The 23,420-nt window shown below is 67.5% G+C and carries 25 protein-coding genes; 12 read left to right on the forward strand and 13 right to left on the reverse strand.

The annotated features are described in order from the left end of the window. Positions 1-110: 110 nt before the first annotated feature. Together ACZ6SF_RS18175 and ACZ6SF_RS18180 are read right to left on the reverse strand one after the other, a co-directional pair. Entirely contained in the window at positions 111-710 is a 600-nt protein-coding gene (locus ACZ6SF_RS18175) for a hypothetical protein (protein ID WP_466063306.1), read from the reverse strand. A 3-nt stretch (positions 711-713) separates the two neighbouring features. Continuing rightward, complete coding sequence (locus ACZ6SF_RS18180) at positions 714-1,409, reverse strand: hypothetical protein (RefSeq protein WP_466063307.1); 696 nt, start codon at positions 1,407-1,409, stop codon at positions 714-716. Positions 1,410-1,741: 332 nt separating this feature from the next. Between ACZ6SF_RS18180 and ACZ6SF_RS18185 the strand changes: the two genes are divergently transcribed. From ACZ6SF_RS18185 to ACZ6SF_RS18195, 3 genes are all read left to right on the forward strand, one after another. Then, positions 1,742-1,960, forward strand: coding sequence for a DUF4287 domain-containing protein (locus ACZ6SF_RS18185; protein ID WP_466063308.1), 219 nt, complete (start codon positions 1,742-1,744; stop codon positions 1,958-1,960). A 398-nt stretch (positions 1,961-2,358) separates the two neighbouring features. Continuing rightward, positions 2,359-2,787, forward strand: a complete 429-nt coding sequence (locus ACZ6SF_RS18190; RefSeq protein ID WP_466063309.1) for a VOC family protein — start codon at positions 2,359-2,361, stop codon at positions 2,785-2,787. Further along, positions 2,784-3,083 (forward strand): hypothetical protein, encoded by a 300-nt coding sequence (locus ACZ6SF_RS18195; protein WP_466063310.1) that lies wholly within the window; start codon positions 2,784-2,786, stop codon positions 3,081-3,083. Before ACZ6SF_RS18190 ends, ACZ6SF_RS18195 begins: the two co-directional genes overlap by 4 nt. A 47-nt stretch (positions 3,084-3,130) precedes the next feature. Here the strand turns inward: ACZ6SF_RS18195 and ACZ6SF_RS18200 are convergent, their stop codons facing one another. Together ACZ6SF_RS18200 and ACZ6SF_RS18205 are read right to left on the reverse strand one after the other, a co-directional pair. Continuing rightward, a complete protein-coding gene (locus ACZ6SF_RS18200; protein WP_466063311.1) occupies positions 3,131-3,325 on the reverse strand; it encodes a helix-hairpin-helix domain-containing protein in 195 nt (64 codons plus the stop codon). A 70-nt stretch (positions 3,326-3,395) separates the two neighbouring features. Next, the gene (locus ACZ6SF_RS18205; protein ID WP_466063313.1) at positions 3,396-4,511 is read right to left on the reverse strand and encodes a C40 family peptidase; all 1,116 of its coding nucleotides are present in this window, start codon (positions 4,509-4,511) and stop codon (positions 3,396-3,398) included. Positions 4,512-4,749: 238 nt separating this feature from the next. Here ACZ6SF_RS18205 and ACZ6SF_RS18210 point away from each other — a divergent pair, with 238 nt between their 5' ends. The 8 genes from ACZ6SF_RS18210 to ACZ6SF_RS18245 all read left to right on the forward strand — a co-directional run bounded on the left by ACZ6SF_RS18210 (position 4,750) and on the right by ACZ6SF_RS18245 (position 11,608). Continuing rightward, positions 4,750-5,094 (forward strand): hypothetical protein, encoded by a 345-nt coding sequence (locus ACZ6SF_RS18210; RefSeq protein WP_466063314.1) that lies wholly within the window; start codon positions 4,750-4,752, stop codon positions 5,092-5,094. Between the two features lie 31 nt (positions 5,095-5,125). Next, on the forward strand, positions 5,126-5,470 hold the full coding sequence (locus ACZ6SF_RS18215) for a hypothetical protein (RefSeq protein ID WP_466063315.1): 345 nt from the start codon (positions 5,126-5,128) through the stop codon (positions 5,468-5,470). Positions 5,471-5,534: 64 nt separating this feature from the next. After that, positions 5,535-5,849, forward strand: a complete 315-nt coding sequence (locus ACZ6SF_RS18220) for a hypothetical protein (protein WP_466063317.1) — start codon at positions 5,535-5,537, stop codon at positions 5,847-5,849. Positions 5,850-5,910: 61 nt separating this feature from the next. Continuing rightward, the gene (locus ACZ6SF_RS18225; RefSeq protein ID WP_466063318.1) at positions 5,911-8,298 is read left to right on the forward strand and encodes a hypothetical protein; all 2,388 of its coding nucleotides are present in this window, start codon (positions 5,911-5,913) and stop codon (positions 8,296-8,298) included. 66 nt (positions 8,299-8,364) lie between these two features. Then, positions 8,365-9,009, forward strand: coding sequence for a DUF4178 domain-containing protein (locus ACZ6SF_RS18230; protein ID WP_466063319.1), 645 nt, complete (start codon positions 8,365-8,367; stop codon positions 9,007-9,009). A 48-nt stretch (positions 9,010-9,057) separates the two neighbouring features. Next, positions 9,058-9,483, forward strand: a complete 426-nt coding sequence (locus tag ACZ6SF_RS18235; RefSeq protein WP_466063320.1) for a DUF4247 domain-containing protein — start codon at positions 9,058-9,060, stop codon at positions 9,481-9,483. A 36-nt stretch (positions 9,484-9,519) separates the two neighbouring features. Further along, positions 9,520-9,945 carry a DUF350 domain-containing protein gene (locus tag ACZ6SF_RS18240; protein WP_449994372.1) on the forward strand — a complete coding sequence of 142 codons (426 nt, stop codon included), beginning with the start codon at positions 9,520-9,522 and terminating at the stop codon, positions 9,943-9,945. Between the two features lie 136 nt (positions 9,946-10,081). After that, the gene (locus ACZ6SF_RS18245; RefSeq protein ID WP_466063322.1) at positions 10,082-11,608 is read left to right on the forward strand and encodes a polyamine aminopropyltransferase; all 1,527 of its coding nucleotides are present in this window, start codon (positions 10,082-10,084) and stop codon (positions 11,606-11,608) included. A gap of 4 nt (positions 11,609-11,612) precedes the next feature. Here the strand turns inward: ACZ6SF_RS18245 and ACZ6SF_RS18250 are convergent, their stop codons facing one another. The 8 genes from ACZ6SF_RS18250 to ACZ6SF_RS18285 all read right to left on the reverse strand — a co-directional run bounded on the left by ACZ6SF_RS18250 (position 11,613) and on the right by ACZ6SF_RS18285 (position 20,886). Beyond that, positions 11,613-12,779 carry an FAD-dependent monooxygenase gene (locus ACZ6SF_RS18250; RefSeq protein WP_466063323.1) on the reverse strand — a complete coding sequence of 389 codons (1,167 nt, stop codon included), beginning with the start codon at positions 12,777-12,779 and terminating at the stop codon, positions 11,613-11,615. A 143-nt stretch (positions 12,780-12,922) separates the two neighbouring features. Then, entirely contained in the window at positions 12,923-14,479 is a 1,557-nt protein-coding gene (locus tag ACZ6SF_RS18255) for a serine/threonine-protein kinase (protein ID WP_466063325.1), read from the reverse strand. A 92-nt stretch (positions 14,480-14,571) separates the two neighbouring features. Then, on the reverse strand, positions 14,572-14,820 hold the full coding sequence (locus ACZ6SF_RS18260) for a hypothetical protein (protein ID WP_466063326.1): 249 nt from the start codon (positions 14,818-14,820) through the stop codon (positions 14,572-14,574). A 9-nt stretch (positions 14,821-14,829) separates the two neighbouring features. Next, positions 14,830-16,086, reverse strand: coding sequence for a S8 family peptidase (locus ACZ6SF_RS18265; RefSeq protein ID WP_466063327.1), 1,257 nt, complete (start codon positions 16,084-16,086; stop codon positions 14,830-14,832). A 141-nt stretch (positions 16,087-16,227) separates the two neighbouring features. Then, a complete protein-coding gene (locus tag ACZ6SF_RS18270) occupies positions 16,228-17,529 on the reverse strand; it encodes an AAA domain-containing protein (protein WP_466063328.1) in 1,302 nt (433 codons plus the stop codon). Next, on the reverse strand, positions 17,526-19,004 hold the full coding sequence (locus tag ACZ6SF_RS18275) for a hypothetical protein (RefSeq protein WP_466063330.1): 1,479 nt from the start codon (positions 19,002-19,004) through the stop codon (positions 17,526-17,528). Before ACZ6SF_RS18275 ends, ACZ6SF_RS18270 begins: the two co-directional genes overlap by 4 nt. Further along, positions 19,001-20,098 (reverse strand): hypothetical protein, encoded by a 1,098-nt coding sequence (locus ACZ6SF_RS18280; protein ID WP_466063331.1) that lies wholly within the window; start codon positions 20,096-20,098, stop codon positions 19,001-19,003. The genes ACZ6SF_RS18275 and ACZ6SF_RS18280 overlap by 4 nt, the downstream gene beginning before the upstream one ends. A gap of 5 nt (positions 20,099-20,103) precedes the next feature. Further along, entirely contained in the window at positions 20,104-20,886 is a 783-nt protein-coding gene (locus ACZ6SF_RS18285) for a hypothetical protein (RefSeq protein WP_466063332.1), read from the reverse strand. A 127-nt stretch (positions 20,887-21,013) separates the two neighbouring features. Here ACZ6SF_RS18285 and ACZ6SF_RS18290 point away from each other — a divergent pair, with 127 nt between their 5' ends. After that, positions 21,014-22,183 (forward strand): acyl-CoA dehydrogenase family protein, encoded by a 1,170-nt coding sequence (locus ACZ6SF_RS18290; protein ID WP_466063333.1) that lies wholly within the window; start codon positions 21,014-21,016, stop codon positions 22,181-22,183. Between the two features lie 6 nt (positions 22,184-22,189). On the opposite strand, the gene ACZ6SF_RS18295 is transcribed toward ACZ6SF_RS18290, so the two are convergent. Then, positions 22,190-23,401 (reverse strand): CaiB/BaiF CoA transferase family protein, encoded by a 1,212-nt coding sequence (locus tag ACZ6SF_RS18295; protein WP_466063334.1) that lies wholly within the window; start codon positions 23,399-23,401, stop codon positions 22,190-22,192. Between the last annotated feature and the right edge of the window lie 19 nt (positions 23,402-23,420).

A 23,420-nucleotide genomic window follows, 5' to 3' on the forward strand; every position in this document is an offset into this window, starting at 1 on the left:
TGGGCGAAGCGCAGGGATGGCCGGTGCTGCTGGTGCAACGTCGGCAGCCGGACATCGACGCGTGCGAACCGTCACGCCTGCCGTCGCGCCACGACCACCACGGCCACAGTTCATTCGCGTAGCAGGAACAACTCCCTGTCCAGCCCCGAGGCCGCTGCCAGCTCGTCGATAATTTCCGTCGCGGGGATGCCCCGGGCGGTGCTGACCACGCTGACCGGTTCGTCTCCCGATTCGCCCGGACTCAGCAAACCGACTTCGTTCCCCGACTGCAATCGGATCAGCAGGAAATCTCCGTAGTCTTCGAAATCGAAGAGTCGGTCGATCCGATCTTCGACCTCCTCCACAGCGAGATCGAGATTCGCGATGGGTGCGAGCGAGGTGAAATCGGACAGTCTCTCGTCCGGCAGAACATCGAACAGCCGGATCGGCCACGGCCGTAGTGCATCCATCCTCGAAACGACGGAGGAGAGGAACTCCAGGACTTCTCGGTCCGCCATCTTCGACGGGCGTTCCTGTGGTAGGGGGTGTCGCAATTGCAGCGCCGTGGTCAGAGTTTCGTATTCCTGCTCCGGCGTGAGGTCCCACAGGGGGTCCTCGATGAGTGCGGTTGCCACGCTGTGCACTACGTTCGCATCGATCCGATCTTCGAATTGAATACGGTAGAGCAGGGCGCGCACCATATTGCTCCACTCGCTGGTACCTTCGGGCATTCGCTAATTCCTCTCGACAAATTTGACCATATCGGGACCGATCCTCTCCACGCCCAGGCTGTGGAGGTGGTGGATGAACTGCAGAGTGAGTGCCTTATCGGGCTTGTAGTGCCCGCTGTCGTTTGTTATCTGCTGTACCTGACCTTTCAGGACCCGAATCGTTCCCGCCGCGGCCACGGGCTCCCCGGCGACCAAACTCGAGTGATGGAAGTGACCGGCCTTGGCTTTGGTCGACATGAATATGCGGCCCTGCTCATCCATCACGAACAAGGCGGCATTTTCGAGCCAGCGGCCGCCCTTGGTGGACAACAGCCGGCCACGATTGTCATACAGGAAACCGTCGCGGACCGTTACCAGGAATCTTTGCCTTCTGGATTCGCCATAGTATTTCACTGCATGCTTCCCCCATGCCTCGTTGTTCTTCTTGTTCTCGCCTACATATTCTCTTTGTAAGGAGACAGTCGAATACGGTGGTCCGGATCGCGGGACCCGGACTCCGAAGTCCGAATCGAAGAATCCGGTTCCATCCCGGTCGAATTCCCGTGGCATCGCGTTGTCCAGATCGCTGTGTGCCGTTCCGGCGCTACGCATTTTACCGGTCAGCCCGCCGACTTCCGCGGCCGTGGAATGCGTGCCGAGACGCAGCGAACGTGCGATTCTGTCGGTCAGGCTCGATGCCAATCGCGTCAATGTGCCCATCGAGCCTCGGCATACCGGGTCCGCCGGGGTTCGGTGCGAACGCGCGGCGAGACTCGCGGGCCGGCTGCAGCCGGCCATCGGAGCGTGCCGGTCGCCCGACCGGGGGGAGCGGTGGTTTGCACGGCGCCAATTGTTGACCGGAGCTAAGCATTACGCGAATGCGTGGTTGTTCCGTGGTTGGGGAGCAGACCGGCGACCGGGGCCGCCCGGCGACCGAGGGGCGGCGAACAAGCGAATCGGAGTGATGTGGGACACAATGCGCGGCCTTCCGATGAATCGTCGTCCGCGGGTTCGTCTCCTGATCAGGTTCCACAGAGACCAAGGAGATGACGATGCCGAACACCCCGAAGGGCCCCGCGTCCTACTTCCCGTCCATCGAAGCGAAATACGGACGCGGCATCGACGAATGGAAGGCCGTCCTCAGCGAATCCGGGCTCGCGGCGCACAAGGAACTGGTCGACCTGCTGAAGACCGAGCACGGGTTCGGGCACGGGCATGCGAACGCCCTCGTCCAGCACTACCTGCACCCCGAGAAATGGGCGGCCGCCTGAGCGGTCCGTGGCGAGCCGGGGCGGGAGAGGCTCCGCGGGGTGTGCCTCTCCCCGGCCGCGCCCCACAGCGGGTCGGGTCCGTACCGGACGCCTGAGTTCGACGGCTCGCGCGGCGAGATCTTCGGTCCACGAGGTGAAGTCACGAGTGCGCAAGTGCCGCATCACGATACGGCGACCCTGACACAGTGTCTCCGCGCCCGCAGCATGTCTTATACGGCTTCGAAAGTGCTGGCGTTGGTGGTCTTTCGCATCCCGATCAGCTGCCGGACCGCCGGTCTCGCGGTGACGAGCGCACACCGCGATCCGGGACCCACCGGCGAGGGTTGATTCGGCGTGTTCGCCGGGGCGCGGCGGTAGGCTGGCGACAGGTCGCTGCCGGTGGACGACGAGGAGGCTTCGTGGAGCAGCAGGCGCATTTCCTGACGATCGCGACGGCCGACCTCGACGCGGCGCGGCGGTTCTACGTCGACGGCCTGGGCTGGCGACCGCTCATGGATGTGCCGGGTGAGATCATCTTCTTCCAGATAGCGTCCGGGCTGGTTCTGGGGTTCTTCCTCGCGGACAAATTCAATGCCGATATCGCCGACGGTTCCGATCGCGCGGCGGTGTCGGGGCTGACGCTCTCGCACAATGTCGCCGATCGCGATCGGGTGCTGTCCACGGTCCAGGCCATGGTCGCCGCGGGCGGCGTGGTTCTCAAAACGCCGCGGGAGAGCGAATTCGGTGGAATCTTCAACGGTCATGTCGCCGATCCGAACGGGGTCGTCTGGGAGATCGCGCACAACCCGGCCTGGCGAATCGAATCGGACGGAACGGTTGTGCTGTGACCATTCGTGAACGACTGGGCCTTCCGGCCGCCGATATCGCGCCGGTCTACGGTGAACCGTTCGAAACGGCCGACGGGGCCATCGTCATCACGGTCTCCCGCCGTAGCCTCCTGAGCGCCACCATGCGACCGGCGGGTGTCTTCGTCGTCCGCGAGGGCGCGGCCACCTGGGTTCCGGCGGTCGACGTCTATCGGCTCGCACTCATGGGGGAATTGATCGGCCTACTGGCGGCCGTGATCGGCAGTCTCGCTGTGCTACGCCGTCCGCCCTGGCCCGACCTGCGGTTCCACAACTGATCGGCGTTTCGGCTGCGGCCGGTGTCCTCTCGGGAATACCTTGCTGCTCAGCCGGTTTCGCCGTCACGCGCCGCGGCCAGGAGCCGGATCGCGCGCGGGCCCACGCCGTGCAGGACGAGGAGGTCGTCGAGCCGCGACGGTAGGTCGGTGATCGACCGGTAACCCGCATCGATCAGCGCCCCGGTCGCCGGCCGGCCGATTTTCACCCCGTCGAATACCGCCCCGCGGTCCTCGGTTGTCATCCCGCGAACCTAGACGAGAGATCGGCATGCCGGAAGTGGACCCGCGATCGAGTCCTACCCGATCTGTCGGCTAATCCCGTCCCTCCGATCCGGTGGGCGGTGGTTTGACCACGCCGACGATCTCGCCCGCGCCGACCCCGTAGTGCTGCCGTTGCACGCGGTCGCTGGAATTACCCTCGATGGTGTTGATCGTGGTACCGGTCACCGATTCCACGATGCCGATGTGATCGGGGGTACCGTCCCCCTCCCAATCGAAGACGATCAGGTCGCCAGGCTGGGCCTGACCGGGGTTGGCCCGGTTCAGATCCATGGCGACCGCGTCGTTCCACACCGCGGGGACATAGTCGAAGTCGGTCCAGGAGACGTCGTAGCCGGCCTCTTTCCACAGCCAGCTGGTGAACGACGCGCACCAGGCGCTGCCGTTGTTGTAGGGCTTGTTCCGGAATTCCTCGGAGTTCTCGCTGATCCCGAGTTGGCGTTTGGCGAGGTCGACAGCGGTCCCCACCGGGTCGTCCGGGTCGGTGATCCGGTAGCTGGCGTTACTGACCGCGGGCGGCCGGTAGGCGTTGCTCGCCGCGGGAACCCCACCGCTGTCGGTGTCGAAACGGCGCGGGATGGTCGGAAACGATCCGTCGATATCGCGTGCGTGGTTGTCGACGGATTTCGCCGCGTTCTCGATCTCGTCGTGCACCCGCTCCGCGGCGTCGAGCAGATCCGACAGCAGATCGGCTTCCGCGGCGGGGGACAACCGATAGATATCGTCCTCGCCTTTCCTGGGGTCGGGCGCGTTCTCGAGCTTGCCCCGTAGCTCGACGACGATCTGGTCGATGTTCTTGTGCGTATCGTTCGCGGTCTTCAAGGTGCCGATCCTGGACGTATCGATGTCCTTGTTCTTGCGTTCGAGTTCCGCCGCCCAGTCCCTGACCTCCTGCTGCCGGTCGGTGTACTTCTCGACGAGGACGGACTCGTCCTTCGAGGTATCCAATTCCTGCTGTCCGGGCAGCTTCTTGCTTTCCAGCCATTCGACGAAATCGGGCCCGCTACCCGGGTAGCCGGCGGCCAGGAGCAGGTTCGACCGGTTGATGTGCTCCTCGACCGCGTCGATGACGGCGTTGAGACCCCCGCTGGCTCCATCGGGGTGGGGGAGGGGCTCGATCTCGAGCTTCTCGGCCGTCGTCGGGCTCATCGCATCTTCTCTCTGCCTCTGCCATGCGGCCGAGAACCCCGGAATCCGGTGTCGTCGACACAGACGACCAACCGTCCGGAGTTGGACTCAGTGCGTTATAGCACGATTTCCGGACATTCCCGGCACAGAGAAAGGCCGGTGGCCGCTTCTGTGCTCGGGGTTGTAAATCCACAGCCTCCCAACATTGGGAACTGCCGGTGGATGTGGCAGATTGGATTGTCAGCGGTGAGGAGGTTGCGTGTCGAAGAACTGGGCCCGGGCTCATATGCTGCACCCCGATACAGCGGCTGCGCTGGACTCTGCTCGAACCTTCGTGCACGCAGTCGACGATATGTTCGACGAGGTCGGCAGGATCAGGGCACGGCGACCTTCACCCAGCGGCAGAGTGATTCCGGAGGTGGACGGGGAGGGGCGATTGATGGGCATGTACATCGCTCCCGGAACGATTGCGTCCTTCTCGCGCGACGAGTTGATCGCCGATATCGCGATGGCGATCCAGGAGAGTACCGTCGATGCGCTTCGGCAGCGGCAGATAGCGGTTCAGGGCCGAGTGTGGCCTCGGCCGGCGCAAGAGCTACCGTGACGACTCCGGTGGCATCGCCCGGGGGTTCGTGATGAATGTGTTCACACCGGAATCGGGGAGCGCCGGTCCGGCTCCCGTGCAGTTTCCGCAGACTTTCGAGGTTTTCAACCCGGACTTCTCGGTGGGCGTCGCGTGCGATCGGACCGGTTTGATAGTCGGGTTGCATCTCGGCGACGAGGTGTGGGAGAGCAGCGACGACTGGCTGGCTTCCGAGATCGTACGGGTGGCAAGGCTGTCCCGACTGAAAGCGCAAGTGGGCCGGCGTATCGAGTTGATGGCTACCCCTGCCGGGATCCGGCTTGCCGATAGGTTGGGTCTTCCTACCGAGTTGGATTACGAACGACTGGAGAAGGCCGAGTTCGGCGCCCCCGACTGACGGTTCCCAGAGGTGGGTATATCCCAGAATGGAAGCAACTGTCCAGACGGAAAGAGGCGTAGCCATGGCCGACGAGTTTGCTCAGGAGCCGGATCGGATGCGTGGCCAAGGTCGTGGCAACCACGCTGTCGGCGATGTGAACTATCGGCGGGCAGAGGGGGATCCCGAGTGGGAAGCCGGCCTCGAGCGTCGCTACGGCAAGGCGGCGAATGCCTTCATTGTCTACGCGCGTAGCCATATCCGTGGCCGTGAGCGGGGGTTCACGGCGGGCGGCGACAAGCGATATGGAATCGGAGACACTGCTATCTCGGGTGCGACCACGTTCGAGGTGCGCGATGAAGACGGCGGTTCTACGGTCAAGGGTTCGATGCCGGTCTGACGAGTATGTTCGGATGCCGTTGCAGCGAGGGGGTTCTCATGCGTGATCGAGGTCTGGCCTGATGGGCGAGAAGAAGAGCGTTCTCAATCCGGGTGATTCCCTGGACGAGGGTAAATGGCTCACTTCGCAGAACGAGCGGTACAAGCTGGGGATCGAGGACGGCAAAATTGTCGTCAAGGACACCACCACCAACAGTGTGGTATCGCAGGTTTCGAGTGGGGACAGTGAAGGAAACCGGATCGAGTTCGAGCAGGAACACGGTTCGTTGTACACACTCGGGGCAAACCAGGCCGGTTCGCATACGCTCGAGCTGCAGGACGGTGAGGATCGTGTTTGGGGTGCCTCGCCCGACAACGGGGTTCAAGGGACGGACGCCGGTTCCGACTGGGACGACGACGATGACGAAAAGCCTGCGCAATTCGTGCTCACGAACGACGGTCGGCTTGTCGCGGTCAAGGACAAGGTGCCGGACAACTGGGACGGCAATCTCTCCCTGGCGGACAAGAACGTCGTTTGGCACGACGGCGCCGACCAAGAGGAAATCGATCGAACCACATTTCTGGGGGATGGGGACTTTCAATCGAAAGAACCCTCCAAGGGAGATAAGTTCTCCGCATTTCCCCTCGAGTTCAGGGATATACCGGGAGATGTTTCGGATGAGCTGCAGGGATGTATAGAAACCGCAAACATGCAGCTGCGGTATCTCATGGATCAAATGGGTTCCGTGGACTCGAAGGATACTGAGAACCCGCAGTTCTTGAAGTACCTTCGCGATCCGAAGCAGGATAAAAAGGACGGCAATGATGTCGCAATGGACGATAATCTTGCCGCAGATTTCTACGGCCCGCTGGCAAGCGGCGCCGATCAATCGGGTGAAACTTCCGACGCCTATGATAGCGCCACTATCTCGGTGGCGGCCCTGGAAGAGCGTTGGGCGTCGCTGGATTCCAAGCTCAAAGAGTTGACCGGCGAGGTCACCAGCCTCAATGACACTGTCTATCGCGATATGTACGACCATATCCAGACGGCCCATGAAGATATCTGGGAGCAGACGAAGGTCGGTGTCACCGGTTACCACGGTGGTTCTACGCTGGCGACTCAATATGCCCAGGGTGGTGTTCAGCATATTTCCGAAGAGGGGCCCATATACAAGATCGTTCGCGACGCGGTCATTTATTGTTCGGAGAGCGTGTGGGATTTCGCTGAGACAGTTGCCGACCTCGATTATCCTGTCGAGCCGGTCGAATCTCAGTATGAGGGATTCGATAAGCCCGCGAAGGATGATAAAGACGATAAAGACGATAAGGACGACAAAGACGATAAGGACGACAAAGACGATAAGGACGACAAAGACGATAAGGACGGGAATACCGGCAACGGCAACGGCAACAACGGCAACAACGGCAACGGTAATAACGGGAACGACCCGAACTTCGGTGGGGCCGGCGACGACAAAGAGACGACCGAGAAGCCGGAGGAGGACACCGAGCCGATCGATGTCGAAGACGAGTTCGACAAGATCATCGGGGACGACTCGACCACACCCGGATCGACCGGCGACCAGGATCTGCTGGGCGGCACCGACGAGGATGGGGACTCGAAGAGTCTCGAAGACAAGGTGATGGACTACATCGCCAACGGTGGTGAAGGCGAGCAACCGCAGCAGCAGGGTGCACCTGTGCAGGCGCAACCGGCAGTGAATCAGGGCGGCACCGGTGCGGAATCGATAGTGCCGCTGATAGCGGCGATGTCGACGATGGGCGGCGCCGGTGGCTTGTTCGGAGGCGGCGACCAGCAGAGTAAGGAAGACAAGGGCGACGACGAGGACGAGCGGGAAGAGGACCGGCCGGTCCCCGGCCCCGGTCAGCAGTCACCGGGAGTCACTACCACCACCGCTGTCGATCAGGGCGCACCGGGTCAAGTCGTCACGGCTTCCGCCGACCCCGGTCAACCGCCCGTCATCAACACTCCGGGAGCCACGGTCGATTACGTACTGCCGGATAAATCCACTGTCGATGTGCCGCAGAGTGTCGCGGACGCGCTGACCAAGCAGGTCGGCAACCCGGCGATCGACGCGGGTACCGCTTATGCCGGCACCGAGGCCGCGGCCAGTGCGGAAAAGCCGTGGGAGGTCGTATACGACCCACCGAATCCAGAGAAGCCGCTCCTGACCGGTGATGTGGTGGCCTGGGAGAACCACAGCGCGATCATTGTCGACAACGGGAACGGCCCCCACTTCATCGACAACGGGCAGTTGGTTCCGCTGGACACGAACAATCTGGACAGCCAGCAGTACGGGAAGTTCCAGAACTTCTTCCACCCGACCGGCCTCGACTCCGGCACTCAGGCCGGCGCGGCTCCCGAAGCGCCCGACGGACTGCCCGACCCGAAGGTCACCCAGTCGGCGCCACCCGCGCCACCTCCGGTGCAGGCGCCGCAGGCGACCTGAGGCCGGTGGGAACCGGCGAAGAGTCCGCGCGGGTCCCCAGTGGTGGTCTGAAACCTCCGGCGGTGAATGCTAGTCTCCGCTGGAGATCGCCAGAGGGAGGCTGCCATCGACGCGCTGTTGCTCGTCCTGTTGCTCATCGTGCTCGTGGTGGCCGGTGTCGCGGTGTACCTGCTGGTGCGGAAGCGGAAGACGCCCGCCGCGCCGGCGGGGCCGGTCGATCCGTTCGCCGATAAGGATTCCGATGCCCTGCGCGGTGATCCGCGCGCCCTGAAGGCGGGGGATATCGTCGATATCTTCGGCGAGACCTACAGCGTCCGCGGGTCGCTGCGCCTGAAGGAGGGCGGGTACCAGTGGAGCGAACATCTGCTGGATACCGCCAAGGGCAGCCGGAAGTGGCTGTCGGTGGAGGAGGATCCCGACCTCGAACTGGTGCTGTGGACGGAGACGCCGGGGATTCCGGCGCCCGGTGGTAAGGAGATCGAGCACGACGGGAAGCGGTTCCGGCTCGACGAATCCGGGAACGCGCAGTACCTGAGCGAGGCGACCACCGGGCTCACGCCGTCGGGCACGCTGGCCTACCACGACTATGTGGCCGAGGACGGAACGCGGCTGTCGTTCGAGGATTTCGGGGAATCGGGCAAAAAGGAAGCCGCGATCGGGCAGGTGCTCTACCGGAGTGCGATTATGATCTACCCGCAGTCACCGTCCTGAGGAACTGCGATACGAGACGGGCTGCGTGCCGGACGGGGGAAGGTTTCAGTGAGTCGTAAATCCTGGGTGATCGCTGCCGTGTGCGCGATCCTGGCCGTGGTGCTCGCGGGCTGCGGTTCCGATGACGACGACGGCAGCAGTGCCCGCTCCTATATCGGGTCGCACTACACCCGGGCGGCCAAGCTCGACGAAGCGAACAACGGGATGGCCTACACCGCGAACAAGGCGCCGAACGCGGCCGCCGACGAGATCGCCCGGGCGTCGCGCCCGCTGGACCGGCGCACCTCGGGGCCGATGACGTTCCTGCAGTATCGCGACGACATCATCGCCGTCTCGCCGAACGGATCGGGCGCCAAGATCCTGGTCGACGACTACCGCACCGGCCACCGCCGGCATCACACCTATGTCAGCGGGTTCGGCTGGCCCAGCGATAACAGCGGATTCCGTGGCGGCGGTTCCGGCGACGGTAAATAGCCGCCCTCGCAGACAGACCAATTCCAGGAGGAAGCAATGCTCGAAGACCTGCCCGCGAACGCCGGGGCCGCGGCGGCCTATTCCGGTCTGGGGATCGTGCTGATGGTGCTCGGGTTCGTCATGGTGGATGTGCTCACCCCCGGTAATCTGCGGCATCAGATCTGGATCGAGCGCAACCGCAACGCGGCGCTGCTGGTGGCGGCGAACATGCTGGGCGTGGGGATCATCGTCGCCACCGCGATCTGGACCTCCGAGGGCGCGATCGGCCGGGCCCTGGTCTCCAGCGCGGTGTACGGGATCATCGGTCTGGTCGCGATGGCGCTGGCGTTCCTGATCCTGGAGTTCACCACGCCGGGCGAATTCCGCGGTGTGGTGAACGAGCACGAACTGCATCCGGGGGTGTGGGTGAGCGCGGCCATCCATATCGCGGTCGCGGCGGTGGTCGCGTCCGCGCTCACCTGAGTTGACGGCGCGGGATACGCACGGCGCCACGGTCGCGGCCGAGGTGCCGGCAGGGGATTCCGTCGCGGCGTCCTCCGGAAGTGACCGGCCTGCGGGCGGCTCCGGGCCCGCGGGGAGCGCGCGCGGATCCGGGGGCGTGCCGGGGCGTTTCGCCCGGGTGGCGCTGCTGACCACGGTTTTCGTCTGCGCGGCGTGTGGGCTGGTCTACGAACTGTCGCTGGTGACGCTGGGCAGCTATCTGATCGGTGACACCGCGACCCAGGCGTCCATCACGCTCAGTGTGATGGTGTGCGCGATGGGGGTCGGCGCGCTCGCCGCGAAACCACTGCGGCACCGGGCGGCCGCGGCCTTCGTCGCGGTCGAACTGGCGCTGGCGCTGTTCGGCGGACTGTCGGTGCTGATGCTCTACGCGGCCTACGCCTGGCTGAACCTGTACACGGCGGCGCTGGTGCTGGCGGCGTGTGTGATCGGCGCGCTGGTGGGCGCGGAGATCCCGTTGCTGATGGAGATGCTGCAGCGGATCCGGCGTCAGGACGCCGGGAGCGCGGTGGCCGATCTGTTCGCCGCCGACTACGTGGGCGCGCTACTCGGCGGGCTGGCGTTCCCGTTCCTGCTGCTACCGGTATTCGGGCAGATCCGCGGCAGTCTGATCGTCGGCGTGGTCAACGCCGTGGCGGGGCTGGTGCTGATCATCGTCTGGTTCCGGCGTGACCTCTCGCATCTGCTGCGGGTGGCGCTGGGCGCGGTGACGCTGGCGGTCGCCGCCGTACTGCTCGGCAGCTATGTCTACGCCGATCGGTTCGAGGCCACCGCCCAGCAGGCACTGTTCGCGTATCCGATCGTCTGGCAGCGGCAGACCGAGTACCAGAAGATCGTGCTCACCGAATCGGTGTCCCCGTTCGGGACCCGTGATACCCGGCTTTTCCTCAACGGTGATCTGCAGTTCTCGTCGGTGGACGAATACCGCTACCACGAGGCGATGGTGCACCCCGCCCTGGCCGGACCTCGTAAGAACGTGCTGGTCATCGGTGGTGGCGACGGTCTGGCGCTGCGGGAGATCCTGACCTACCCGGATGTGGAGACGGTGACCCTGGTGGAGCTCGACCCCGCCATGACCGAGCTGGCCCGCACCGATGCCCGGCTCACCGGCCTCAATCGGAACTCGTTCGCCGATCCCCGGGTCCGGGCCGTCAACGCCGACGCGTTCGCCTGGCTGCGCACCGCCGAATCCGATTACGACGCGGTGATCGTCGATGTGCCCGACCCCGACCAGACCTCCATCGCCAAGCTCTACTCCACCGAGTTCTACGCCATGGCCACCCAGGTGCTGGCCCCCGGCGCGACGATGGTGGTGCAATCGGGTTCGCCGTTCTTCGCGCCCCATTCGTACTGGTGCATCGGGGCGACGATCCGCGCCTCGGGACTGCATGTGCTGCCCTATCACGTGGATGTGCCGAGCTTCGGCGACTGGGGTTTCTTTCTGGCCACCCGCGAGCCGGATCCCCGGCTCGCGCTCGATCCGCCCACTCCGCTGCGGTCGATCGACCGGCAGAGTTTGCCCGCGGCCACGGTTTTCGCCCCGGACCGCCGTGATACCGGGGAACAGCCCTCCACACTGATGCATCCGGTGATCCTGGACCTCGCCCGGAAGGAATGGGTCTGATCCGCTAGCCGGCCCGCCCGGGCGGCTCCCAGGACAGAATCGGCCCGAGAGAACGCAGCGCGGCGCCGCCGGGCGCCAGGCGCAAGACGGTGTTCCGGACCGCCGCCACCGGACCCCACGGCCACTGCAGCGCGGTGCCCATCCGGCGCGAAAGCCGTTGCAGCGGTATCACCCGGGCCCGCCTGATGCGGTCGTATCCGGTCAGTGCGGCAGGGATATCCGGTGTCCGGTCCAGGACCGCGGCGAGGGTCAGGGCATCCTCGATCGCCAGATTCGCACCCTGCCCGAGGTTCGGGGTCATGGCGTGGGCGGCGTCGCCGAGCAGGACGACACGGTCGCGGATATAGCTGCGCAGCGGCGGCAGTTCGTAGATATCGTGATGCAGCAGGGCTTCCGGTTCGGCGGCGTCGAGTAGCGCGGGAATGGGATCGTGCCAGTCGCGGAAGCGGTGGCGCAGGGCTTGGAGCTCCCCTTCGGGATCGTGCTGTCCGGCCGGTGTATTCGCGGTGGCGAAGAAGTAGACCCGGCCGTCCCGGAGCGGGGCGATACCGAAACGCTCACCGCGGCCCAGGGTCTCGCCTCCGGAACGGACCGGGCCGGTGGGGGTGACGATCGTGCGCCAGGCCGTGTAACCGGCGTACACCGGTGCGGGGGCGTCCGGCCACAGTGTGGTGCGGACCGTGCTGTTGATTCCGTCGGCGCCGATCACCAGGTCGGCCTCGGAAGTACCGAGTCCGTGCCGTACGACCACCCGCGGTCCGGCCGATTCCACCGCGTGCGCGGGCGCGCCGAGGCGCAGGTGTTCGGCACCCAGCGCCGTGCGCAGGATCTCGGAGAGCAGGGTCCGGTGGATCATCACCAGATCCCCGTAGCGGGCGCGCAGGTCGGCGATATCGATACGGGAGAGCCAGCGGCCGCGGGTATCGCGCATCCCGCCCTCGGTCGCCGGCATGGCCTGTTCCCGGACCGCCGGTCCGACGCCGAGAGCATCGAGCCCCCGTAAACCGTTGGGCCACAGGCTGAGTCCCGAACCCGCGGGCTCGATGGCGGATGCGCGTTCCAGAACCTCGACCTGCCATCCGCGCTGTCGCAGGGCCGAGCCCGCGGTGAGTCCCGCGACCCCGGCGCCGATGATGACGGCGCGGCGGCCGGGTCCGTTGTCCGGGGTCATCGATTACCTCCGAGGTCGAGCCGCACTGCCCGGGTCGGGTCCGATTATCGCCGGTCGTGAGCACCGATCGGTGTCGCGGCCGGTGTGATTCGACTCTCCGGTGCCGGGGTGAAATCCGGTGACATTCCGGTGGGCCGGTCGTATCACCTCATCGGCGGTGCCGCGGTGGTGGTGGCCGTGCCCGCTCCGGTGGGGGTGCCGGCCGTGCTGCCCTCCGTGGTGGACGCCACTGTGCTGCCGTCCGCGGTCGTCGCGATCGTGCTGCCCTCCGCCGTGGTCGCGATCGTGCTGCCCTCGGCGGTGACCGAGGATTCGCTGCGGGCCGTTTCACTCGATACGCCCGACCCGGTCGAGGTGCCTTCGGCGGAGGGGTCGGCGGTCGGTGTGGTCGTCGCCGCGGCGGAGGTGGTGGACGGTGTCGCTGTCGTGGTGACCGGCGGTGTCGTCGTGGAGGTGACCGGTGGCGGCGACGAGGTGCTCGTGACGGGCGGCGGTGCCGGTGGTGGCGGGGCGGGTGTCGTGGCCGGAGGCTCGTTGGCTCCCGGTTCGGCGACGGCGCTTCCCGGGACCACGTGCGGTGTGACCGGCGTGGGCTCGGCGGCCGGTGCACCGGGTACCGGCACCGCGGTCTCCGGTGCGGGCGGAGGGAGGGGGCCCGGGCCGCCGGAGGGAGCCGTGTCGGCGGGAACCGGTCCGGCCGGGTCCGGGACGACGGGGTCGCCGTACGGCGGTGGCGCCACGGTTGCCGATGTCACCCCGGGATCGGGCGCGTCGGTGACCACCGCGGAGCCGCCGCGGGTCACCGCCAGCGCCGTGCCCCCGGCGACCACGAAGATCAGCACCGCCGCCGCTGCCCCGAGCGCGCGCTGCCGCCGGAGCGGCGGGGCGTCCATCCGGGTCAGGGCCCGTTGCGCGGCAGCGGCCAGTTCTCCGGCGGATCCGTATCGCCCGGCCGGTTTCTTGGCCATCCCCTTCGCGATCACCGCGTCGAAGGCGGCCGGGATTCCGGTGGTGGAGGGCCGGGGCGGCTTATCGTTGAGATGGGCCGCGATCTGCCGCTGCACGCTCTCACCCGGATAGGGTTTCGCGCCGGTCAGGCATTCGTAGAGCACACAGGTCAGGGAGTACACGTCCGAGGGCACACCGGAGTCGTCGTCGGTGAGGCGTTCGGGCGCCATATAGGCGAAGGTGCCGATCATCGCGCCGGTGGCGGTGAGTGTGGTGTCGCCTTCGCTGCGGGCGATCCCGAAATCGATGAGATACGCGAAATACTCGTCGGCGACCAGGATGTTCGAGGGTTTCACGTCCCGGTGCACCAGGCCTTCGGCGTGCGCCGCGTCCAGGGCGGCGGCGATCTGGCCGATCACCGCGACCGCGGCGGCGGGGGACAATCGCGCCTTGTCGGCCAGCAGGCGGGCCAGGTTCGGGCCCTCGATCAGCCGCATCTCCAGATAGAGCCGGCCGTCGATCTCACCGAAATCGTGGATCGGGACGATATGCGGTTCCCGCAGCCGCGCCGCGGCCCGGGCCTCCCGCTGGAAACGGCTGCGATACACCTCGTCGTCGACGAACTGCTCGGCCAGGACCTTCAGCGCCACCACCCGGTCGGTATCGGTGTCGTAGGCACGGTGCACTTCGCCCATCGCGCCCGATCCGAGCGGTTCGAGCAGCCGATAGCGACCGAACGGTGTACCTTCCACGAGCTACCGATACCACATACCGTGACGTGTCACAGCACCGCACAGGAGTGGGACGGGTTCGGGGATACTTCTCGAAACCCCATGGGCGACGCTTATTTCGACTCCCCCGGACGCTCGGACCCGGCCGGGCCGATAGTGGGATCCGCGAATACGGTGACGGCCGGATCGGCGGCGAGGCGGGCCGCCGCGTGCGGTTCGACCCGCAGGCAGAACCGGCCGGTGCCCGGATCGAGATCGATCAGGCCGTAGTCACCGTCCACCTCGTCCTCGGTGAGGCCGAGGACCCGCACGGCGTCGGCGAAAACCGAGCCGGGGGCGAGCAGGACGGTGAGCAGCGGCACCCCTTCACGTTACGCGCGTGCGGCGACCTTGCGCAGTTCGGCGAGCAGCGCGCCCGGGTCGACGAGGCCGTACCCGTGGTCGTGGTCGAAGCCGGCGCCACCGGCGTCCGCGGCGGTGCGCTGGAGCAGTTCCCGCAACCGGGCGGGCGGCAATTCGGTGGCGGACCATTCGGTGCGGAATGCCGCGACCACCCCGGCCAGTACCGGGCAGGCGGCCGAGGTGCCGGAATCCGGGGCGTCGGCGCCGAATGCGGTGGAGCCCAGGAAGTGGGAGTAGGCGCAGAGATCCGGTTTACGGTCACTGAGCCGGCCCGGCCCCTGCGAGGAGTAGCCGACCCGCTGCCCGGCGGTATCGACCGCGGCCACCGACAGCGCGGCGGGATGGGAGTTGGCGCCGGTGATGGGCCGGTCGGGGTAGGCGCAGCGGCCGTCGGGGCAGTCGCGGCCGCAGTTGCCGGCGGCGAAGAGGATATCGGCGCCGGCCGCGTCGAGCCCGCCCACGATGACATTGAACGGATGGTTCGGGTTGTCGGAGTAGTTGCCCGGATCGCCGACCGGGAAATCCCACTGCGGGGAGAACGAACCCCAGCTGTTGCTGACCACCAGAGCGCGTTTGTCCTCCGGCTGCGCGGTGAGCACCGTGCGCAGATGGGCGAAGGCGGCGATGGCGTCGGAGAGGAGTCCGTCCATCCGGCTGCCGCCGGAGCGGGTGCTGCGCAGCAGCGGGATATCGAGATAGGTGGCGCCCGGCGCGGTGATGAACGCGTCGAAGGCGCACATCGTGCCGTGATCCACGTCGAATTCGCCCGCCCGGCCGCTGACCCCCGCGGGGTTCCAGCTCCGGGCCGCGTCGATCGCGAGAGTCCCTCCGGCGACCTGGTTCACCCGGGCCGCGTTGATCCCGGTGTCCAGCACCGCCAGCGCTACTCCGGCCCCGGTGAGGCCGGCCTCGGTGAGGGCGTCGCGGCCGAGCCGGGACGCTACGTCGTTCCAGGTGCCCACCGGGCCGTCGTCGCCGCAGGTGAGAACCGGCTCGATCACCGGATCGGCGAAGATACCGCCTACTCCGGCGGCGCCCGCGACGGCCGCGCGGGCGGCCTGATCGCCGTCGGGGATCTCACCGCGCACCAGTAACGATCCGCCCTGTTGCTGGGCGGTATCATTGGCGGTGCCGGATACGGCGACCGGTGGGAAGCCGGGGTCGAGTGTGAATCCGGGAAGCTCACCGGTGACCTCGGCCGCGGATATCGGGGTGGCGGATTCCATTGCGGCGGAGACTACTTCGGGCGCAGGGCGGAGCTCGATCACGACTCGCATACCCGTCATCGTGCCCGCCGCGCGCGGACTTGGCAATCGCTGGGCATACCGGAAGACGCTGGGAGAGGTCCGGTCCGGCGTGCCGGTGGGTCAGACCGGCGCAGGGACGCGATGGGCCGCCAGCCGGGCGAGTACGGCCTGATTCGCTTCCCAGCCGTCGGGGAATTTCACCGGCACCCCGAGATAAACCGGTTCGGCCGAGGGGTGGGCGTCGAGCAGTTCCCCGATCCCGGCGCGGCCGACGACGATACAGGCGTGCCGGTGCCGTGACGCCAGCACGCACAGCCGCCCGGCCTCGAGGTGGAACGCACCCGCGTCGCGGCGGCCGGAGAGCGGATGCAGGATGACGGTGACGTCGTACTCGCGGCCCTGCAGCCGGTTCGCGGTATCGACGGTGACCGCGGCGGCGACCGTACCGGCCAGGGCGTCCCGTACCGCCTGCGCCTGATCACGGTGGGCCGTGCCGACCGCGATCCGGCTCGCGTCGATCTCGCGGGTGCCGTGTTCGGAATGCGCGACCCCGCCGCGTTCCAGCAGCCGGCAGGCGAGATCGGCGATGGCGGCCACCGCTTCGGCGTCGGTCCGCAGCGTATGCCGGGCGGGTAGTTCGTAATACGCCCAGCCGTGCGCGGCCGCCTCGTCCAGCACCTCGTCGACCGGACCCCGCAAACCGCGGGTGGTGAACTCCATACTCCGCTGGTCGGGCCGGGTACCGGCCGCGAACGGGGCGAAGGGATAGAAGGCCGAGGACACCACCTCCGCCGCCGAGGGCGGCAGTCGCCACGAAACGGGCAGGGTGTGCACCGGAATGCCCTGATTGTGGTTGAGCATCACCGCGACCGCGCTCATGGTCGGATCCCAGGACAGGCCGGCCCAGCGGTCGGAGTCGACGGTGGCGAACGGGTCGAGCTGGCCGGGATCGCCCACGAAGAGCCCGCGTTCGAACCGGTTCGCGATGCGCAGCAACATATCCGAGCGCATCTGGTAGGCCTCGTCCACGATCGCGTGGGTCCAGCGGCCCTCGTCCAGGGTGGCCCATTTCGCGGCGGTCCCGATCACCAGCGCGCAGCGTTCCAGATCGGCGGCGCGGTTGGCGACGTCGACGTTCTCGCGGTCGATGCGGGCGCTGGGCCGGTAGTCACCCGCGGAGAGTCGGCCGATCCGCAGCCCCGGATCGGCCGTGGCGAGCCGGTCGATGAGATCGTCGACCTGTTCGTTGGTCTGCGCGACGATCATGCGCTGCTCGTCGTCGGCGGCGGCCATCTGGCGCGCGGCCCGCACCACCAGGGTGGATTTTCCCGCGCCCGGCGGGGAGTCGACCACGAGCGCGCGATGGGCGGGATCGTCCAGATCGGCGAGGATCCGGCCGATGACCTCGTCGGCGGTGCTCACGACCATTCCTCCACGGGTTCGAGGTTCGGTTCCGGCGGGGGGCCGCCGTGCGTCCACGGGGTTTCCTCGCGCGGCGGGAGTTTGGCGGGCGGCCCGGCGAAACCGGTGGGGGAGAAGCGGGCGAATCCGATGGCGTCGCCCTCTTCGGGCACACTGCCCGGGGCGGGGTTCTTGCCCTGGCCCATACCGCTCACCAGTTCCAGCTGGATCACGTCGTCGTCCACCGCGACGACCTCCGCTTTCTGGGCGGGCCGGTCGATGCGGATCAGGGTTTCCCCGATCCGCCCGCGGAACGGGTCGGAGGTGTGCACCCAGAGATACGGGCGCGGCACCTCACGGGATTTGGGTTTGGCCCGCCGCTCGGGCTCGCAGTCGGCGACCGTCCCCTGGAACGCCTCACCGACCAGGCGGTATTCGATGAGCACCCGCGGATCGTCGAACGCGCGCTGCGCCTGGAAGGTGTCCAGGGCCTGTTCCTGTTTGAGCAGCCGCCGGGTCGCCGAGACCGCCGAATCGCGGCGTGCCTGCGGATAGCCCTCCGGGATATCGGAGACGAACCAGGAGAACGCTGAGCGGTCGTCGGTCCAGCGTTTCTCCACACTCGCCCCCTCGGGCAGCGCGCGCAGCAGATCCACCGCCCGCCACATCAGTTCCCAGGTCGGTTCGAGCTGACCGCGTAGCGCCTGTTCGAGCCGTTCCGCCGCGATCACCTTCGCCCATTCGTGTCCGGCGCCGTCGTAGGCGGCGATCAGCGGGGCCAGTTCCTCGTTGTCGAAACCGGGATCGGTGGCCGGGCCCGCGGGGGGCGCTGTCAGCGGATCCTCGGCCAGCGCGGCGGCCTGCGGTCCGGTCAGCCCGGCGGGCGGGTCGATCCAGCCGAGCAGGGCGGCCAGATTGCCGTCCTCGAGCGAGGACTGACCGGAGGCCCAATGGGTCGTGAGTACCGAGGTCATCGCCAGACAGGCGCTCGACCCCGGGAAATCGGAACGGTCGCCGAACCAGGTGAGCCAGCGGCCGAGCAGCGGTAGCGATTCGGCTACGGCGTTCTCGCCCTCGGTGCGATGGAAGCGCACCGAACGGCCCAGCAGGCGCAGGAATTCCACGCCCCCGGGATTCGGGAGCAGCAGTTGCGGTGCGTCGACGTAGCGCAGGTAGGTTTCGCCCGTCGATTTCACCGTGAGTTCCTCGGCGTCTTCGCAGAAGGCCGAGATATAGGGGAGTACCCGGTCGGCGAGCTGTTCGATGAAACGCAGGCGCAGCACCCGGTCGCGCGGCTGGGCGACGATCAGCACCGTCGAATCGTGCGGTCCGGACCCGAACATCACCGCCAGCGGTGCGGCCGCCTCACCGGCCAGCCGCAGCGGGACCAGCACCAGCGGGCGGTCGGAGAGGTGGTAGTGCCGGCGGTCGGCGATGGGTTCGGCGCGGCCGGTCCGGGCCGCGGTGGCCTTCGCCAGTGCGCCGAGCACGCTCATCGGGCGACTTCCAGGCGCAATGCGTGGGCCCGTCGCAGCATCTCCGCGATATCGGCGTGCTCGGGTCCCGGGGTCAGCGCGCCTTCGGCCAATCCCAGGACGGTGTCGAGATTGTCGATACCGCCGAGATCGTCGCAGACCCCGCGGCCCAGCGTGTCCACCGAACCGTTGTCGCGCGCCTCGGACCGGCAGGCGAAGGCCAGTTCACAGCTCGACATGCATTCCGGCGCGTACCGGGACGGGATGGCCGCGACGGTGTCGCGGAGTCCGTCGCCGGGGGTGAACGAGGCCCCCGGGGGCACCAGATCCAGCAGGGCGTCGACCGAGGTGAGCCGCGACAGCTGGCGGCCGATCACCGCGAGTTGTTTGCGCAGATCCAGCATGGCCGCGACCGGGCGGTTGGTGAAATCCCGGGCTGCCACCAGAATCGCCCGATATGCCACATCGTCGGGGGAGTGCCCGAGTTCGCGCAGCAGTTCCCGCATCGCGAGCACGTACACCGCGGACTGCCGGGCCGCCGAGGCCACCTGCGCCGGATCGGCCTGGCCGTCGACGACGGCGAAGGATTTGATCTCGACCACGTAGAACTTGCCGCCGATCTGCAGGGCCACCACATCGGGTTCGAGATAGGCGGGGGCGCCGGCGATCTCCAGGCGCAGCATGGGGTGGTCGAACAGCGTGCCCTGGCCGGACGCGAGTGCCTGGCCGAGTAGCTGTTTGGTGCGCTGGTAGCGGATCGAATTCGTGGCGTTGTCGCCGACCGTCGCCAGATCGTGGTACCCCACTTCGGGAATGGTGAGCCCGAGTTCCTCGCGCAACAGTCGCAGCAACTCCGCGCACCCGTGGGCTTTCACCATGGCCTCGAAGGAGTTACCCCGGGTGATGGCGAAGGGCGACTGGCCGAATTGCGCCGGGAATCCCAGTTCCCGGGCCACCTCCGTTTTGTCCACGGCGGCGGCATCGAGTAATGCCCGGCGGGCGCAGCCCGGATTGGCGGTGAGCGCGGCGATGGTGCGGGCGTTGTGGCGGCTGGTGGCCGCCGCTCCGCGCAACTCGTCCAAGCGGGCGGTCAGCGATTTCTCGGCCGGCATCATTTTTTTCAGGCCCCGTTCCGTCGCCGTTCGGCCACCGCGAGCCGAACGCCGAACAATTGCGCCGCGGGATCCGCCAATTGCCGCCCCGCCCGTTCCGCGGCGTCGGCCCGCTGCTGTGTGTCGTCGTCTCTGTGTACCTCTAGTTCGCGTTCCGCGGCCGCCAGCACCACATCCGGGTCCATATTCTTCCCGTCCGTCGCCCCGGGGATGGATACCGCCAGCTGCCACAGGACCCGCTGCCCGGCCGGTGCGCACCCGTGATCGGCGGTGTGCCGGGAGAGCCGGATCGCCGCCGTGAGCAGGTCCACCCGGGGACTCAGGGGTCCGACCATGCGCTGCGCCAACGGCCACGTACTCACCGCGAGCAGGCCACGGGCGGGGGCCAGCAGGTCGGTGGTCATGGCCGCGCACAGATAGTACGGCCGCGCGAACGGCGCCGCCCGGAAGGAGCGTTCCTCGTCCCGGCGCAGGCTGGTGAGCCGGGCCGCGACGAGGTCGCCGGAGAAGAACGCCTCGTGCACGGCGAGTACCAGTTTCGGTGCGGCGGGCACCGACAGGAGTGTCAGCGCCCGGTGCACATGTTCGCGCACCGGTACCGCGGCCGAGGTCTGCCGGGGTGGTTCCGGGGTCTCGGCGCCGCCGAGGACCGCGGTATCCCATTCCGCCTCGGCGGCCCGGAGTTCGGCGCGCAGCCGGCGGGCCGCGGTCCGGTCTCCGGATCCGGCGGCCCGGCGCACCTGCGCGCGCAACTCGGCTATGCGCTGTTCGAGCGCTTCGGCGGTGGGCATGGGGGTGAATCTAAACGGCGATTCCAGGGAAGTCCAGTAAATGCCAGTATTTGCCGCGGTGTGTCGGGAATATCGGGAATTCCCGAACCCCCCGTTCCATACTTTCGGGTATGGTACGGTCGCGAATATGACTGCGGCAGAGCCGGATAACGCAGCGATGATCAGCCAGAATTTCGTCGACGAACTCGCCGGCCGGGCCCGCGCGGCCGAGGAATTGCGCCGGCTGCCCGACGCCACACTCGAGGCCGCGGCGGCGTCCGGATTCTTCGAATTGCTGGCGCCGAAACGGTTCGGCGGATACGAAGCGGCGTTCCCCGCGATCCTCGACCCCATTCGCCGGATGGCCCACGGTTGCGTATCGAGCGCCTGGACGCTCGGCTTCTACGCCCTGCACAACTGGCTGCTCGCCCTCTTCCCCGAACAGGCCCAGATCGAGGCGTCGGCCGCCCGGCCGTTCCTGTGCCCGGCCCCGCTGGCTCCGACCGGCCGCGGCACCCCGGTCGAGGGCGGTGTGCGGTTGTCCGGCCGGTGGTCGTGGGCGACCGGCGTGATGGGCGGGAACTGGATCATGGTGGGCGCGCTGTGCGGTCCGGCCGACGGGCTGTATCCGGCGCTGGCCCTGCTGCCCGCCTCCGAGATCGCCATCGACGACGTCTGGCATACCGAGGGGATGCGGGCCACCGGCTCCAACGATGTCGTGATCACCGATGCGCACGTGCCCGATCACCGTCTGGTGCGCTCGGCCGATATCAACAGCGGCTCGGCGCCCGGATCCGCCCTCCACGAGGCCACCACCTACCGCTGGCCGTTGGTTCCCGCCCTCGCCCTGGCCGCCGCGATGCCCGCGCTCGGCGCCGCCGAACGGGCCACCGCCCTGTACGCCGACCGGCTCGAGGGGCGGGTCCTCTACGAGGGCGGCGCCCGGCAGCAGGACAAACCCATCGCCCGGGCCCACCTCGGGCAGGCGCGGGTCCGGTTGCGGGCGCTGCGGGGTCTGCTCGACGATACGGTCGCCGAGGTCGAGGGCCTGCTCGACGCGGGTGTCCCGGTCGCGGTGGGGGTCCGCGCCGACGCCCGCCTCGCCGCCGCGCATATCGTGCGCGAATCCCGCTCGATCATCGCCGACCTCCTGCACGCCTCCGGCGGCAGTGTGCATTTCACCGACCACCCGATGCAGCGGCTCAAACGTGACGTCGATGTGCTGAGCGGGCACGTGATCTTCGACTACGACACCACCCGTGAACTGGCGGGGTCCACTGCGATCGGCCTGAAAACGCCCCGCACCGCGCTCCTCTGAACCGGGCTATACGATCCCTTGTCCACGCAGCGCCTCGAGATCGGCCGTGGACCTGCCGAGCAGCCCGCCGTACACCTCGTCGTTGTGCTGCCCCGGCCGCGCGGAACCCGCGTTACGGATGGTGCCCGGGGTCGCCGACAGCACCGGAACCACACCGGGCCCCTTCACCGTGCGCTCGATGCGTTCGTCGTAGTGGTCGGCGATCATGCCCCGGGCCAGGAACTGCGGATCCTCGACCACCTGCGCCACGGTATTGATCGGGCCGCTGATCACCCCGGCCTCGCTCAGGGTGGAGATGATCTCGCCCGGCTGCCGCTCCGCGGCCCAGGTGCCGATGATGTCGTCGAGTTCGTCCTGGTTGCGGCCGCGGGCGGTGTGATCGGCGAAACGCTCGTCGGTGGCCAGTCCGGGTTGTGCCATGGCCGCGCACAGGCGGCGGAAGACGGTGTCCTGGTTGGCGGCGATCACGACCCAGCTGCTGTCGGCGGTCTTGTAGATATTGGAGGGGGCGATCCCTTCCAGGCGGGTGCCCGAGGGGCCGCGGACCACACCGCCGACGTCGTAATCGGGGATGGTGGATTCCTGTACCGCGAGACAGGCTTCGGTGAGCGCGGCGTCGACGATCTGGCCCTCGCCGGTGACGGTCCGGCGGTAGAGCGCGGCGAGCGCGCCCTGCGCGGCGAACATTCCGGCGAGGCTGTCGCCGAGTGAGAGGGCCAGCCGCGGCGGGGGCCCGCCGGGGAATCCGTTCATATGCCGTAGCCCGCTGGCCGCCTCGGCGACGGACGCGTATCCGGCCTTCCGCGCCTCCGGCCCGGTCTGGCCGTATCCGGAGACCCGCACCAGGATGATGCCGCGATTGCGTTCGCGCAGCACGTCGTAGCCCAGACCCCACCGTTCGAGGGTGCCGGGCCGCAGGTTCTCGACGATGATGTCGGAACGTTCGGCGAGATCGAGGAAGAGGTCGCGGCCGGCGTCCTCGCGTAGATTGAGGGTGACGGCCTTCTTGTTGCGGGCGTGCACGGTCCAGAAGAAATGGTGCCCGTCCAGCTCGGCCTGGCCCCAGGTGCGCAGCGGGTCCGGAGCGTCCGGTGGTTCGAGTTTGATGACCTCGGCGCCCATATCGCCGAGCAGGCGTCCGGCGAAGGGGCCGGAGATCAGGGTGCCGATCTCCAGTACGCGGATACCGTCCAGCGCGCCGGTTGTCGCGGAGTCCATCGCGGCATTATCTCCCTGG

The organism is Nocardia sp. NPDC049935 (assembly GCF_055586645.1).

Excerpts from the sequence above, each read along its gene's own strand:
- ACZ6SF_RS18175 (WP_466063306.1), bottom strand. The coding sequence starts at position 710 with ATGCCCGAAGGTACCAGCGAGTGGAGCAATATGGTGCGCGCCCTGCTC.
- ACZ6SF_RS18180 (WP_466063307.1), bottom strand. The coding sequence starts at position 1,409 with ATGGGCACATTGACGCGATTGGCATCGAGCCTGACCGACAGAATCGCA.
- ACZ6SF_RS18185 (WP_466063308.1), top strand. The coding sequence starts at position 1,742 with ATGCCGAACACCCCGAAGGGCCCCGCGTCCTACTTCCCGTCCATCGAA.
- ACZ6SF_RS18200 (WP_466063311.1), bottom strand. The coding sequence starts at position 3,325 with ATGACAACCGAGGACCGCGGGGCGGTATTCGACGGGGTGAAAATCGGC.
- ACZ6SF_RS18205 (WP_466063313.1), bottom strand. The coding sequence starts at position 4,511 with ATGAGCCCGACGACGGCCGAGAAGCTCGAGATCGAGCCCCTCCCCCAC.
- ACZ6SF_RS18215 (WP_466063315.1), top strand. The coding sequence starts at position 5,126 with ATGAATGTGTTCACACCGGAATCGGGGAGCGCCGGTCCGGCTCCCGTG.
- ACZ6SF_RS18220 (WP_466063317.1), top strand. The coding sequence starts at position 5,535 with ATGGCCGACGAGTTTGCTCAGGAGCCGGATCGGATGCGTGGCCAAGGT.
- ACZ6SF_RS18225 (WP_466063318.1), top strand. The coding sequence starts at position 5,911 with ATGGGCGAGAAGAAGAGCGTTCTCAATCCGGGTGATTCCCTGGACGAG.
- ACZ6SF_RS18230 (WP_466063319.1), top strand. The coding sequence starts at position 8,365 with ATGCTAGTCTCCGCTGGAGATCGCCAGAGGGAGGCTGCCATCGACGCG.
- ACZ6SF_RS18240 (WP_449994372.1), top strand. The coding sequence starts at position 9,520 with ATGCTCGAAGACCTGCCCGCGAACGCCGGGGCCGCGGCGGCCTATTCC.
- ACZ6SF_RS18250 (WP_466063323.1), bottom strand. The coding sequence starts at position 12,779 with ATGACCCCGGACAACGGACCCGGCCGCCGCGCCGTCATCATCGGCGCC.
- ACZ6SF_RS18265 (WP_466063327.1), bottom strand. The coding sequence starts at position 16,086 with ATGGAATCCGCCACCCCGATATCCGCGGCCGAGGTCACCGGTGAGCTT.
- ACZ6SF_RS18275 (WP_466063330.1), bottom strand. The coding sequence starts at position 19,004 with ATGAGCGTGCTCGGCGCACTGGCGAAGGCCACCGCGGCCCGGACCGGC.
- ACZ6SF_RS18280 (WP_466063331.1), bottom strand. The coding sequence starts at position 20,098 with ATGATGCCGGCCGAGAAATCGCTGACCGCCCGCTTGGACGAGTTGCGC.
- ACZ6SF_RS18285 (WP_466063332.1), bottom strand. The coding sequence starts at position 20,886 with ATGCCCACCGCCGAAGCGCTCGAACAGCGCATAGCCGAGTTGCGCGCG.
- ACZ6SF_RS18290 (WP_466063333.1), top strand. The coding sequence starts at position 21,014 with ATGACTGCGGCAGAGCCGGATAACGCAGCGATGATCAGCCAGAATTTC.
- ACZ6SF_RS18295 (WP_466063334.1), bottom strand. The coding sequence starts at position 23,401 with ATGGACTCCGCGACAACCGGCGCGCTGGACGGTATCCGCGTACTGGAG.